The sequence below is a fragment of the Gilliamella apicola genome, from assembly GCF_000599985.1.
GTDB classification, from domain to species: Bacteria; Pseudomonadota; Gammaproteobacteria; order Enterobacterales; family Orbaceae; genus Gilliamella; species Gilliamella apicola.
In genome coordinates this window covers 1,675,140-1,689,680 of the sequence record NZ_CP007445.1, presented here as the reverse complement: position 1 = coordinate 1,689,680, position 14,541 = coordinate 1,675,140, and the positions used below count along the sequence as shown (strand labels likewise).

The window sequence follows — 14,541 nt, the reverse complement described above, 5'->3', positions numbered from 1 at the left end:
GATGTCAGAATTAAGCAAATTTGCTTAATGATAGATAATTACGTGCTGATTAAGTACAATAGAGGCTAATATTCGTTTAATTCAAGGATAAAGTATGTATACAGGTATTGTGCAGGGGGTTGGTGAAATTATTGATATCATCGATCAAGATAAATTACGTACTTATAAGGTAAAATTACCAGCAAAATTAACACAACATATCGAAATCGGTGCATCCATTGCTAACGACGGATGTTGTTTAACCGTGACTGATTTTAAAGATGATTGGGTTACCTTTGACATAATGCAAGAAACTTTAGCACTTACTACATTAGGTGATAAAAATATTAATGATCTGGTCAATATTGAGCGTAGTGCTAAATACGGCGATGAAATAGGTGGACATATTATGTCTGGGCATATATCTTGTACGGCCACAATTGTTGATATTCAAAAAACTGCAACAAATTGCCAAATGACTTTAGAATTACCACATAAATTTACCAAGTATGTTCTTTATAAAGGTTTTATTGGTATCGACGGTGCTAGCTTAACAGTGGGTGATGTAATGGATAATCGTTTTAAAATTAATTTAATTCCTGAGACACTTGCGATTACGACTTTAGATAGTAAAAAAGTAGGAGATAAAGTTAACATAGAAATTGATTCACAGACTCAAGCAATTGTTGATACCGTTGAAAGAGTTCTAGCGGAAAGGAAATAATGTTTATTTTTGTAGATTAAATAATTAAAAAACTTATTGTTATAATTCTAAAAATTTTTGCTTTGCTGACTTTCGAATGTTGTAAACATATAAAATTTAGTATCACTTATCTTATAGTTAGGTCAAGGCTTTTCATTAAAGCCTTAACAGCTACCCAAACAAACTTCATTACATGGGTTACAAGTTTAGTTAAAAAATACGTATTTCCATTCTAAAATCTAAACAATATAAAACTATATCTTTGAAAAACAAGTTGATGAAAAGATACGATGCCAAAATCCAAAATGGAAAATATTGAAATAAGTTATGATAAAAAATGAAATGGTATAGATATCTGAATAATTTTTACAGGTTCACTGCTGTTATTAATATACTTATCTAACTAGAAACAACATATAAATAGTAAAATAGTCAATAAATTAATTTATCACTCAAAATAAATTGAAGTTATTCAAAAATTGATATTTATCTTTTTATAAACAACGTTTATAGTACTAATAAAGGATGGTTGTATCACTTTAATTAAATAAAATAAAATCACATATAAGGATTCATATGAATATTATCAATAAAATAAAACCGATAGCATATTGTGCTTTATTGTTGGGGTCTACTAGTTGTTTAGCATCTGAAATGCAGTTAGCTGTCCCCGATCTTGTCAAAGATGGTTTTACTAACAAATTTATTTATAATCAATTCGGCTGCCAAGGAGAAAATATATCACCTAATATTTCGTGGCATAATGTACCTAAAGATGCAAAAAGCTTAGTAGTAACTATGTATGATCCTGATGCGCCGACGGGCTCTGGCTGGTGGCATTGGACAGTAGTTAATATTCCTGTTGATGTAACTGCACTTGAGCGTTCCGCTGGCAATAACCCAGATCTATTACCTAAAGGTAGCCAAGTGGTGCGTAATGACTTTGGGGTAGCGAGTTACGGCGGTCCATGTCCTCCTGAAAAATCTGACCATCGTTATCAATTTACACTATATGCACTTGATATTGATCATATAGACGTAAATGAACAAACTACACCCGCGTTAATTGGTTTTATGGTTAATTCGCATCTCATTTCTAAAGCAACGGTAACTTATAATTACTCACGTTAAAAAATTTAATTAACTATTGAATAACAACTACCGAATTGATACAAGTTCGGCAGTTGTTATGTTGTTTTACATCGGTTCTTAAGTATGGATAGTTGTGGACAGAATAAAGCTATTTTTTATTTAATAATTGATGAATTTCAACAATATCATCTGGAGTTGTTTGGCAACACCCACCGATTAATTTGGCACCTAAATTTATCCATACATCTAATTGATTGGTAAAAGTACAGTTATGATCATGGTTTTTATGCCATTGTTTGGTTGTAGGGTCATACTGCTCGCCTGAATTAGGGTAAACAATTAGCGGTTTACTGGTTAGTTTACTTAGTACTTCTAAAGCAGTTGTGACTTTTTCTAGGGCGATGCAATTAATGCCGACACTAACAATTTGCTCAATGCTATTTAGATATTCAATAACCTCTGTTAATGGTGTACCGTCGCTAATGTGTTTTTGATCTTTTAATGTTAATGAAAACCAGCAATTAACCATCGGAAATTGTTGTATTAATTTAGCCAAAGCTTTAATTTCCAAAAATGATGGCATTGTTTCACAGGCTAAAATATCTACACCTGCATCTATAAGCGCTGCAACCCGATCTTTATGAAATGCAATAAATTCGCTCTCGCTAAGCTGGTAATCGCCCGTATATTCCGAACCATTAGCAAGATAAGCACCATATGGTCCAACGGAACCCGCAATTAAGAGAGCTTTATCCTGTTTTATATCGTTTAAATATTGCATTTTTGCTTGTTGGGCTAATTTTACGCTGGTTTTAATTAATTTGATGGATTCTTCTAGCTCAATCCCTTTTGGGGCAAATCCCATTGGCGTTGCTTGATAGCTCGCAGTAATGGCGCAATCTGCACCAGCTACAAAATAGTCATAATGTACTTGTTGAATTAATTCAGGCTGTTCAATTAATACTTTGGCTGACCATAAACTGTCATTAAGATCGCAGCCACGTCGTTGCAGTTCACTTGCTAACGCACCATCAATGACTATGTGTTTTTTCTGTTCTAAAAGGGTTTTTATGGGATTATTATTTTTCATGATTTCTAACTTGTTTTTTAAATGTTTGGGTTAAATGATGAACAACAAAACAAACAATCACAAACGGAATGCCACAATATAGAGCAATACGTTGTTCAGGATCAAACGCTAAACCGATGCAAGCAACTAGACAAAGAATAAAACCTAAAATTGGCACAAATGGATATAGTGGCGCTTTAAATTTAAGGTTTATTTGCTCGGATGGGGATAATTGCTTTCTATAAAAATAGTGAGAAGCACAAATGCTTAACCATACAGCTACAACTGCAAATCCAGAAATTGCCGTTAAAGCAACAAATACGGTATTAGGAGCAATGATACTTGAAAACAGAGCCAATAATCCTCCTAACATACTGAGAGCAATAGCTGTTGTTGGGATTCCTTTATCGGTTAATTGAGCAAAGCATTTTGGTAATGTACCTTGATTTGACAGTGACCACAACATGCGACCTGAAGCATAAAGTCCAGAATTTGCCGCAGATAAAATCGCAGTTAAAATTACAAAATTAAAGATATCAGCAGCGTAAGGAATGCCAATATTTTCAAATACCATCACAAACGGACTAGTCACAACGCTAGCTTGTTCCATGGGTAAAAGTGCAGCTAATACAAAAATGGTGCCAACAAAAAAGATGATTAATCGGAAAATAGTGGTTTTTATGGCTAACGGAATTGATTTTTCAGGATTATGGGTTTCACCGGCGGCAATACCAATAAGCTCTGTTCCTGAAAATGCAAAGTTAACTGATACCATTGTCATTACTATAGGGATTATGCCATTAGGAAACCAACCATGATCAGTAATGTTATGTAAGAATGGCGCGGGCATATCATTTTTCATTGGAATAAAACCAAAGATAGCCGCCGTACCAGCAATAATAAATACGACAATAGTAATGACTTTAATTATTGAAAACCAAAATTCACTTTCAGCAAAAAATTGTGCTGTAATAATATTCAGTGTAAAAATTACTAAACAAAAAATTAAACACCAAACCCATACTTGAATATCTGGGAACCAGTATTGCATACACATGCCCGCAGCAGTTAAGCTTGAACCCAATGCAACAGTCCAAGTTAACCAATATAACCAAGCAACTGTATAGCCAGTAGCGGGACTGATAAAGCGCGAAGCATAAGTATGAAAGGCTCCTGTTTCAGGCATGGCAACAGCTAACTCACCAAGGCATAACATGACTAAATACACCACTAACGCACCAATTAAATAGGAGATTATTGCACCAACTGCGCCAGCTGTGGCAATAATATATCCAGTATTAAAAAATAACCCAGTACCAATTACGCCACCTAAAGATAGCATAATTAAGTGTCGAGTTTTCATGGTGCGTTTAAATTGATTTTTATTTTTGGGTGTAGAATGAGTATTCATAAGTATATTATTTTTAGCGTTTAAAGGTTAATATTCCGTCAGTGTAACTGACGGAAAAGAGTAATTGAATTGCTATTTTATTTATTTAAACTCGTTAAAGAAGAATTTTTTTGACATGGTCTCACCATTAACTTGAACTTCATCACTATCTTTGGTGACACTGATATCTGAAAAAATACCATCGGTTTTACCATTATTAAAGACAAAAATTGGTACGTGACTCAAAAACATTTCAGCACTTAACTTAATGTTTGATTTGACGCTATTAACTTGTTGTTCAGTAACTTCACTGTTTTGAGGGTTTTCGAATTGTGCATAAAATTGAGCCATAACATCAAATGGAGCTTCAACTTTTAATTTTAATGTATCAATTCTTTCATCAGTATCTTTTGAGCTGTCATCTCCACTATTAAGAATATAATTTAAATCGTTAATATCTAAAACAAAATTTATATTAATATCACCCGCAGCATTATGCCAGTTCAACTTATTAAGTGTTAAGGTTGTATTAAATGGCAGATTGTCAGTAACGTCTTCTAAATCTTCAAAATAGTTCATATAAGATTTATTAAATATGTCTTTTTTGTCGATACCTTTAAAGCTAAAGTCAAATGAACCATTACCTAAGTTTTGCTTGCCATAGATAATTGAATCAACACTGTTGAATAATGATCCATTAACTGTATTGTTTTTTTTGTTTAATTCAATTTGCTGGTTTAAAACTAATTTATTCAATTCAATGTTATTAATAGCAGTAGATGCACCTTTGCCAATAGATACAGTTAATCGATTAATTTCACTTTGGTAATCAAGCTTATAGTCTTTATAATTAATGTTGCCTTTAGTGGTTAAACCGTTAAAACCGACATCGGTAGATGAACCATATTCAGCACCTTTCATTTTTAAACTATTAATATTTATATCATAGTCAATAGTAGATGTATTTTGTGCTGGTTTAAATGATATGTTTAAGTCATTGAGAGAAATGGCGTTATCTTTGTCTATCTCAAGATTAAGTTTATCAAGTGATGCTTGTATCGATAAGTCCGAGGAATTATTCTGCTTTTCTAATAGAATATTCCACTTACCCTGTTCAAATACACTGTTTTCATCAATAAGATCAAAGTCGGAATGGGTTAGTTTGATGGCTTCAGTTGCTAATTTTACGGTAAAATAATCGCTGTAACTTACACCAGCATGACCAGAAATATAAGGTTTATTTCCAGCTAATTTCCATAGGGTTGGATTGGTTTTTTCGGTTATAGCAAATTCCAACCAAGCTAACTGAGGCGAAAAGGAACCATTAGCAAGGGCCGTTAAAGGGAATGGACCATGATAAATGGTTGCATCATCATCATATAATACGATAACTGAGTCATCATTATTAATTATTTGTTTTTTTTGTGTCAAGGTGACTTTAAGATGTGTTTTGGTAGAAAATATCCCTTTTTCATCATTATTATGTGAAATTTGTAGATTAAAAATTTGTTGATTACTATTAAATTGCTGGGTAAACTCAGCTAAATTAGTATCGAGGTTTTCTTCGATTAAATTTCCGGTATACATAGAAGTGCCAATATATCCGAAAGCTAATATTGCTATAACTCCTGTCGTTACTATACTTTTTTTCATCTTAATTCTCTTTTTATATTTTATTCATTATTACTCTTGGTGGTTTGAAAAATCAGCCAACAAATTTTTAATATATTCAATACGATCACTTCGGTCCAGATATGAACTCAACAATTTTAATCGATTTGCGCCTTCAAGGCGATAATTTTTTGGTGATTTTTGAATCATTTCAATTAAATAGTCGACTGAAATTTTATTGTTCTTACCAAATTCAATAAAACCACCTTTTTCACCAAATTCAATTTTAGTGATCCCTAATTTGTTTGCCTGATAACGGATTTTGGTTGTTTCTAATAAAAATAGTACGGCATCGGGTAGCTTACCAAACCGATCTCGCATTTCGATTTGTATATCTGTTAATTCGTCAATTGCTTCAATACTAGCAATACGTTTATATAATGACAATCGGGTATTAACATCAGGAATAAAATCATCAGGAATCAATGTCGGCAAACGTAATTCAACTTCGGTTTGCTGGTTATTAAGGAGCGATTCAAGGGTAGGTTCTTTACCTTCCTTAAGTGATTTAACCGCGTCATCAAGTAATTCAATATAAAGATTAAAGCCAATGGTTTCAATTTGACCACTTTGATCACTACCCAATAATTCACCAGCACCACGAATTTCAAGATCATGTGTTGCCAAAGCAAAACCTGCGCCTAAATCTTCAAGTGATGCAATTGCTTCTAGACGCTTTTTAGCATCTTTACTGAGTAATTTAGGATGTGGCGTTAATAAGTAGGCATAAGCCTGATGATAAGAACGACCTACACGACCTCGCAACTGATGTAACTGAGCTAAACCAAATTTATCGGCTCGTTCAATAATGATAGTATTAGCGTTCGGAATATCAATCCCCGTTTCGACAATTGTAGTACATACCAGTAAATTAAAGCGTTGATGATGAAAATCATTCATGACTCGTTCCAAGTCACGCTCATGCATCTGACCATGACCAATAGCAATACGTGCTTCTGGAACCAGTTCAGCAAGTTTTTCACTTACTTTTTCAATGTCTGAAACATCATTATGTAAGTAATAGATCTGACCTCCACGTAAGATTTCACGTAAAATTGCTTCTCGAATAACCAGATCGTCATATTCGCGTACAAAGGTTTTAACCGCTAAACGTCGTGCTGGTGGTGTAGCAATAATTGAGAGGTCCCGCATACCGCTCATTGCCATATTAAGTGTTCGTGGAATAGGTGTGGCCGTTAGGGTTAATATATCAATATTGGCTCGCATCGCTTTGATTCGTTCTTTTTGGCGAACGCCAAAACGGTGTTCTTCATCGACAATTAATAATCCTAAATCTTTCCATTTTACGTCTTCTTGTAATAGTTTATGTGTACCAATTACAATATCTACTTTACCTTCACTCAAAGCTTGAATAATAGCTTGTTGTTGTTTAGCTGTTTTGAATCGTGACAAGCTTTCAATACGTATTGGCCAGTTAGCGAAGCGATCACAAAAGTTTTCGTAATGTTGTTCGGCAAGTAAGGTTGTTGGGACTAAAACAGCGGTTTGTTTATGGTTTATTACCGATAAAAATGCTGCTCGAATAGCGACTTCAGTTTTACCAAAACCAACATCACCACAAACCAATCTATCCATCGCATAAGGTGAACACATATCGCCAATTACCGCACCAATTGCGTTTTGTTGATCCTCTGTTTCTTGATAAGGAAAAGCTTCGCAAAATAGTTCGTATTGCTCTCGATCTTGTTTAAATTCAAAACCTGGTTTGCTTTCTCGTTCAGCATAAATATCAAGTAATTCGGCTGCGACATCCCGTACTTTTTCGGCCGCTTTTTGTCTAGCTTTACTCCATGCATCAGTGCCAAGTTTATTCAGTGGAGCGTTTTCTTCATCCCCACCTGAGTAACGACTGATTAAATTTAAAGATGATACTGGCACATATAGCTTAGTATCATTCGCATAAAGTAAGATCAAATATTCTGCATAAATGCCACCTGTTTCAAGTGTGGTTAAACCAGCATATCGTCCCACTCCATGCTCTAAATGTACCACAGGTTTGCCTGGTGTTAATTCAGCTAAACTACGAATTAGTGTGTCGGTATTAATTGCTTGTTTATTTTCTTTTTTGCGACGAACAATTCGGCGACCCAATAGTTCATTTTCAGTAATAAAAGCAAAATTATCCGATTGATTAATAAAACCTTGCTCACTAGCACCTAGAATTATACAAAAGCGTTCATTAACATGATGTATTTCGTCAAGTTGATTAATCGTTATTGGATGAATACGAATTCGTCCTAAAATTTCTTGTAACGCTTCTTTACGACCTTCTGATTCGACCGAAAAGACAATTTTACCTGTGAAATTTTCGATGAATTGATGGAATTGCAAATAAGGATCTTTCTGTTGAATTGCAACCGCAAGGTCAGGCAAATTTGAATAAGCCAAATTAACATTTTTATTTGATTCACTGATAATTTCATGAGATAAGACCAGTCTTGGGTATTTTTTGAAATCGGCAAATATTTCGTCGGTTTTTGACCAAATGATTACTGGCTCTAATAATGGTCGCATAGGATCAACCTTGCGACTATCATAACGTTGGTTAATATCTTGCCAAAATTTATTGGCGTTAGACTCAATATTGATGGTGTTAATAATGAGTGTGTTAGCTGAAAAATATGAAAACAGCGGAGTTAATGACTCATTAAAAAACAGAGCCTGCCAATACTCTATACCTGTTGGTAAAATGTTTTTACTGACTTGTTGATAAATACTCTCGGGCTCTAATCTGACAGGAAATCTTTCACGCCATTGGCTTCTAAAAAGCTCGATAGCAGTTTTATCAAATGGAAATTCATGAGCTGGCAATAACTGTATTTCAGGTATTTCATCAAGTGTGCGTTGAGATTCAACATCAAATGTACGAATGCTATCTATTTCGTCATCAAAAAAATCGATACGATAGGGTTTATCACTGCCCATAGGATAAATATCAAAAAGAGCACCACGAGTTGCATATTCGCCATGTTCCATCACTTGACTGACAGAGCGATAACCTGCATTTTCAAGTTGTAAACGTAAGTTTTCGCGGCTAATTTGTAGGCCTTTTTTCATGATAAACACATGCCCGCCCAAATAGCTTTGTGGGCAGACCTTTTGCATTAAGGTATTAATCGGTAAAATCAAAGCACCCTTAGTCAAATGTCCTAAATGATAAAGACAAGATAGACGCTCAGAGACTATATCTTGATGCGGTGAAAAACTATCATAAGGCAGTGTTTCCCAATCAGGGAAAAAGATAGCAGGATGAGGTGAAAATTGTCTTAGTTCTTCATGAATACGGGTTGTTTGTTGCATATCATCTGTAATAATCACCACTAAACCATCGTGTGCATCAATGGATTGAGCACAAAATTGGGATAGAGATGATCCGATTAATTGCCCAATTTGTTTGACTTCACCTGATTTTTTAGGAATTAATGTTGAAATATTAGGAGTTTTAGACATGTTGATTTTGCATGATTTTGCTGAATAATTAATGCTAGATTATAACGTAATTATTAGGTTGTTTTCTATAACTGTTTAATCCTGTATGATAAGCACCTTGCAATTAACTCGTTAAACTTTGTTAAGAAGTTTCAGGTAATATATACGTTTATGTCAAAAATATTTCGTCCATTAGTTTTTTTTATCGGTTTGCGCTATGTTTATGGGCAAAAAACGGATGGTTTTGGTCGCTTTGTATCATGGTTATCAATGCTCGGAATTATGCTTGGCTCCATTGGCTTGATTGTTGTGTTGTCTGTCATGAATGGACTAGAAGATCAAATGCAAGAAAGCATATTAAAATTTTTTCCTCAGGCTCAGATAACCACTTCGCAAGGTCGCATCGATCCTAATAAAATTGCGGGTGAGCAATTTATGAAAATTAAGGGTGTTAATCATGTGTCCCCTTTAGTTACGGGTGATGTCGTTTTGCAAAGTGAGCAAGGTATTATGGTTAGTACGTTAATGGGTATAACTCCTGATGATGGCGATCCAATTAACGAATATGTCTATAGTGGTTCAGTATCGGATCTTGTCCCTGGGAAATATAATGTCATTATTGGATTAACTTTAGCCAATCAACTAGGTGTTACCGTCGGCGATAAAATTCGCTTGATGGTAACTGATGCCAGTCAGATCACCCCAGTTGGTCGTATACCCTCACAAAGACTATTTAATATCGTCGGAATGTTTTCAATCAATCATGATATAAATCAAGCCTTAATTTATGTTAACCAGACTGATGCCCGTCATTTACTCCGTTATCAAGAAGGAATGATCACAAGTTGGCGTTTGTTTTTAGATAAACCTTTAGAGATTACTTCGGTAACGAACACTCCTTTACCAGAAGGGCTAGTTTTTAATGATTGGCGAGCGAAACGTGGAGAACTATTCCAAGCTATCAAAATGGAAAAAAATGTCATGGGACTATTAATCAGTTTGATTGTCATTGTGGCAGCTTTTAATATTATTACCTCGTTAAGTTTATTAGTAATGGAAAAACAAGGTGAAGTGGCAATTTTAAAAACGCAAGGTCTATCTCGTTTTAAAATCATGCTAATTTTTATTATACAAGGCGCAAGTTCAGGAGTAATTGGAACACTATTAGGTAGTACTATAGGTTTGTTACTGGCTTGTTACTTAAATGAAATCATGGAACTATTTGGGTTATCGTTTGCTGGTATTCAATTGCCGTCGCTGGTTGAACCCACACAAATTATCGTTATTGTTATTGGATTACTTATGTTATCGCTAATTTCAACTATTTACCCTGCCTATCGTGCAGCCAATATTCAACCAGCCGAGGCGTTACGTTATGAATAACTCACAAATCTTGCTTTCAGCAAAAAATCTTTGTAAAACCTATAACGAAGGCAAAATGGTAACCGAAGTTTTAAAAAACGTATCGTTTGATATCTATTCAAAATCATTATTAGCGATTATTGGAAGTTCAGGATCAGGCAAGAGCACCTTATTACATCTTCTTGGTGGATTGGATAAACCTACATCGGGTGAAATTATTTTTAAATCTCAGCAATTAAATCAGCTATCTGAAAAGGAAAAAGCTCACCTTCGTAATCAAGAAATAGGCTTTGTTTATCAATTTCACCATTTATTACCTGATTTCACTGCGCTTGAAAATGTTGCTATGCCACTATTAATTAGTGGTGCAAAACCTAATGATGCAAAAAAGCGAGCAATGGCAATGCTAGAATCGGTTAACTTAGTTAAACGTGCAAATCATAGGCCATCTGAACTGTCTGGTGGGGAACGTCAACGTGTGGCAATAGGGCGAGCGCTTATCAATAATCCAGCACTGGTTATGGCTGATGAACCAACAGGTAATCTGGATAAAACCACTGCTGATTCCATTTTTGATTTGTTAATAAGTCTAAATCGTGATCATGGAACAGCTTTTTTAGTGGTCACGCATGATTTAGAACTTGCCAATAAACTTGATAATCAATTAATAATGCGCGATGGACATTTGTCTAATCGTTCGTTAACCAAAAAAATTTAATGGATAATTAAAATGAATTTATCATTAATCACTGCCATTAAGTTCCGTAAAGGACGCCGTAAAAGTGGGATGGTGTCGTTAATATCAATTATTTCAACATTTAGTATTGCTATTGGTATTGCAGCTTTAATTATTGGGTTAAGTGCAATGAATGGCTTTGAGCGTGAACTGCATAATCGAGTATTGTCCGTTGTTCCTCATGGGCAATTTTATCCCGAATATGGTTATCTAGATAATTGGCGAGACGTTCAAAACGAATTAAAACAAAATAGTCACATTGTATCAGCAACGCCTTTTATTAATTTTACTGGTTTAATTGAGAATGCGAGTAAACTAGGTGCAGTTCAAGTAGAGGGAGTCGATCCCGAGCAAGAAAAATCAATAAGTACACTCCCTAATTATGTGTTGAATAATCAATGGCGAGAATTTAAAGCTGATAGTCAACAAATTATTATTGGCGCTGGTTTAGCTAAAACTTTAGCTGTGAAGGAAAAAGATTGGGTTACATTACTCATTCCTGTATCAAGTTCTTCTAATCAACTTAAACCACCGAAACGTGTGCGTTTGCAAGTTATTGGTATTTTGGAGTTAAGTGGAAGTCTTAGCAATAATATTGCTTTACTTCCTTTAGCTGATGCACAAAAATTACTAAATATGGGTGACAGTGTCACAGGCGTTATGGTCAATGTTGATAATGTTTATCAGGCTAGGTATATAATTAGCCAGGCAGCAGTAGCCCTTGATGAAACCTTATCTTTTAATAGTTGGGAACAAACTTACGGCTTTATGTATCGCGATATTCAAATGATTAGAGAAATTATGTATCTTGCTATGATTGTTGTTATTGGCGTCGCTTGCTTCAATATTGTTTCTACCTTAGTAATTGCCGTTAAAGATAAACAACGTGATATTGCCATTCTAAAAACACTTGGTGCAACTAATAGTTTAATTAAACACACGTTTATATGGTATGGAGTAATTTCAGGATTAATTGGAAGTTTAATCGGAGTGATTTTAGGAGTGATTTTATCATGGCAACTATCAAATATAATGGAACTTGTTGAATCTTTGATGGGTCATAAAATTCTTAACAGTAATATCTATTTTGTTGACTTTTTACCATCTGAAATCCATCTTTTTGATGTTGTAATTGTATTTATTACAGCAATGTTGTTAAGTTTGCTTGCTAGCTATTATCCTGCTCAAAGGGCTTGTAAAATCGATCCTGCACGAGTATTAAGTAGCTATTAATAAAAACAATACATAAAATCTAAAAAGGCGCACCGTTTGAAGCGCCTTTATTTTTTATTAATACCTATAACCATTTATCAAATAATCATGTTGATAATACTGATAACCCCAATATAAAATTAGACTTGCAGTGGCAAAAATTAGGACAGTTAATACCGTGCAGATTTGGCTTTGATATCGAAATTTTCTTAAACAAAGCGTGATTAATCCTCCTAAAATAAAACCAGTTAGCGCACCACCAATATGTGCCATATTATCAACAGAAGGTAATAAGCCTAATCCAGCAGTAAGTAATAAACTCACCACAATAGATTTAATGGGCATCTCTTGTAAATCAGTACGATTAATCAATGAGTAAGCAAGTAGGGCAGTGATGATACCTAAAATTGCCCCTGAAGCACCACAGCTAATTACATTAATATGAATTGTGGCAACATCACTCGCTAAACTTCCAAATAAACCTGATAGCAAATAGATTCCAATAAAGGCGAATGGAGGTATTAATTTTTCTAAAATAATACCGATGCTCCATAACGCTAACATATTCATAGCAAGATGAGCTAATCCTACATGCATAAAAATATTAGTAAAAAGGCGCCAATATTCACCAGAAAAAGTAAGTTGTGCAATATCAGCCCCCCAGTCAATTAAAAACCTACTTTGACCGAAATCGGATAATCCTCGCATATCAAGCAGCCGAGAAATAATAAACCATGCGACATTAATCATTACCAAAATGCTAGTAATTTTGGCTTGATGATATAAAAATTGTAAATTTTTAACAAAGCTCATGTGTTGAGTTTTCCTTTTGAAAAACAAAAAATATAAAAATAGATAACTGATTTAATCCAATTGTTTTCCTAAAATAACTAAATCACGTTTAACGCCATCGAGTTCGGCAATTTTAGGTAATAATGCCCATTGTTGATAATTCATTTTTTTGAATAGATTTATGCTAGGAAGATTATGCCCAAAAACATAGCTGAGTATTGTTTCAATGCCAGCTTGTTTGGCGAATAATTCAATATATGCGATGGTCGTTTGACCGATTTTTTTCCCTCTAAAATCCTGATGTAGGTACAAACTGATCTCAACTGTTTTGTCAAAAGCTGCACGCCCATAAAAAGAGGATAAGCTTACCCAACCACATGGTTGATTCGAAGATTTAATTAACCAAAGCGGACGACTTTTAGGATTATGCTGATTAAACCAAACTAAACGACTTTCAACTGACACCGGCTGTAAATCGGCCGTAATTTGACGGCAAGCAATGGTGGAGTTATAAACATCAACAATAAAGGGCAAATCGTCTAAAGTAGCATCAGTATAGGTAATCATAAAAATAAAGAGTAGTGATTAAATATACCTCATTGTAATGGCTTTAATGCAGGCAAGCAATATTTGTTAAAAACGATTTATTAGTAAGAAAAATCATAAAGTCATTAAGAATGATACAACAAAATGGTGTCTAAATTTTTCAAAAATCAAATTTTAAAACTCTATTACTGATAGATTCCATAATTTTATTTATATTTTTTTAAATAATCACTTTGTCTCACACAATTGCATCCGCATTTCACCTGATAATGTTTTATTACTTGGAAGTATATAAATACCTTGCTGGAGTGGTGTTTTGCTATTAATGCTATCTATCCATAGCTACCCATAGGCCTTCCTGCTTGACCAAGACCAATAAAGTCAATATTTACCATTTTTTACTTCTTAAAGTTCGTTTTAGTTCTCTTGGTATTATATTTGTAATTTTTATTGAATGGAGTGATCTTGATTACTTTCTCTAAAATTTCTTTAAATTAAAATTAAACGAATATTTAAAAATGTAAACTAATGTTAAGGAT

The 14,541-nt window shown here is 34.2% G+C and carries 11 protein-coding genes; 5 read left to right on the top strand and 6 right to left on the bottom strand.

Annotated features, from left to right (window positions below; translation table 11 throughout):
- Nucleotides 1–94 precede the first annotated feature (94 nt).
- Complete coding sequence (locus GAPWK_RS07825) at nt 95–703, top strand: riboflavin synthase (protein ID WP_025315685.1); 609 nt, start codon at nt 95–97, stop codon at nt 701–703.
- Between the two features lie 555 nt (nt 704–1,258).
- Nucleotides 1,259–1,813 (top strand): YbhB/YbcL family Raf kinase inhibitor-like protein, encoded by a 555-nt coding sequence (locus GAPWK_RS07820; RefSeq protein WP_038517374.1) that lies wholly within the window; start codon nt 1,259–1,261, stop codon nt 1,811–1,813.
- A gap of 109 nt (nt 1,814–1,922) precedes the next feature.
- On the opposite strand, the gene mmuM is transcribed toward GAPWK_RS07820, so the two are convergent.
- The 4 genes from mmuM to mfd all read right to left on the bottom strand — a co-directional run bounded on the left by mmuM (nt 1,923) and on the right by mfd (nt 9,375).
- Nucleotides 1,923–2,864, bottom strand: a complete 942-nt coding sequence (gene mmuM / locus GAPWK_RS07815) for a homocysteine S-methyltransferase (RefSeq protein ID WP_025315683.1) — start codon at nt 2,862–2,864, stop codon at nt 1,923–1,925.
- Nucleotides 2,854–4,254 carry an S-methylmethionine permease gene (gene mmuP / locus GAPWK_RS07810; protein WP_025315682.1) on the bottom strand — a complete coding sequence of 467 codons (1,401 nt, stop codon included), beginning with the start codon at nt 4,252–4,254 and terminating at the stop codon, nt 2,854–2,856. The genes mmuM and mmuP overlap by 11 nt, the downstream gene beginning before the upstream one ends.
- Nucleotides 4,255–4,335: 81 nt before the next feature.
- Nucleotides 4,336–5,886, bottom strand: a complete 1,551-nt coding sequence (locus GAPWK_RS07805) for a DUF945 family protein (protein WP_025315681.1) — start codon at nt 5,884–5,886, stop codon at nt 4,336–4,338.
- Nucleotides 5,887–5,916: 30 nt separating this feature from the next.
- A complete protein-coding gene (gene mfd, locus GAPWK_RS07800; RefSeq protein WP_025315680.1) occupies nt 5,917–9,375 on the bottom strand; it encodes a transcription-repair coupling factor in 3,459 nt (1,152 codons plus the stop codon).
- A 159-nt stretch (nt 9,376–9,534) separates the two neighbouring features.
- On the opposite strand from mfd, the gene lolC reads away from it, so the two are divergent.
- From lolC to lolE, 3 genes are read left to right on the top strand one after another with little or no spacing between them, the layout of a single operon-like run.
- Nucleotides 9,535–10,737, top strand: a complete 1,203-nt coding sequence (gene lolC / locus GAPWK_RS07795) for a lipoprotein-releasing ABC transporter permease subunit LolC (RefSeq protein ID WP_025315679.1) — start codon at nt 9,535–9,537, stop codon at nt 10,735–10,737.
- Complete coding sequence (lolD, locus tag GAPWK_RS07790; protein WP_025315678.1) at nt 10,730–11,434, top strand: lipoprotein-releasing ABC transporter ATP-binding protein LolD; 705 nt, start codon at nt 10,730–10,732, stop codon at nt 11,432–11,434. Before lolC ends, lolD begins: the two co-directional genes overlap by 8 nt.
- Nucleotides 11,435–11,446: 12 nt before the next feature.
- On the top strand, nt 11,447–12,685 hold the full coding sequence (lolE, locus tag GAPWK_RS07785) for a lipoprotein-releasing ABC transporter permease subunit LolE (protein ID WP_038517370.1): 1,239 nt from the start codon (nt 11,447–11,449) through the stop codon (nt 12,683–12,685).
- A 57-nt stretch (nt 12,686–12,742) separates the two neighbouring features.
- Here lolE and GAPWK_RS07780 read toward each other — a convergent pair whose 3' ends face one another.
- Together GAPWK_RS07780 and GAPWK_RS07775 are read right to left on the bottom strand one after the other, a co-directional pair.
- Nucleotides 12,743–13,477: a rhomboid family intramembrane serine protease gene (locus GAPWK_RS07780; RefSeq protein WP_025315676.1), complete on the bottom strand. Its 735-nt coding sequence runs from the start codon at nt 13,475–13,477 to the stop codon at nt 12,743–12,745.
- 51 nt (nt 13,478–13,528) lie between these two features.
- Entirely contained in the window at nt 13,529–14,023 is a 495-nt protein-coding gene (locus GAPWK_RS07775) for a GNAT family N-acetyltransferase (protein WP_038517367.1), read from the bottom strand.
- Nucleotides 14,024–14,541: the final 518 nt, after the last annotated feature.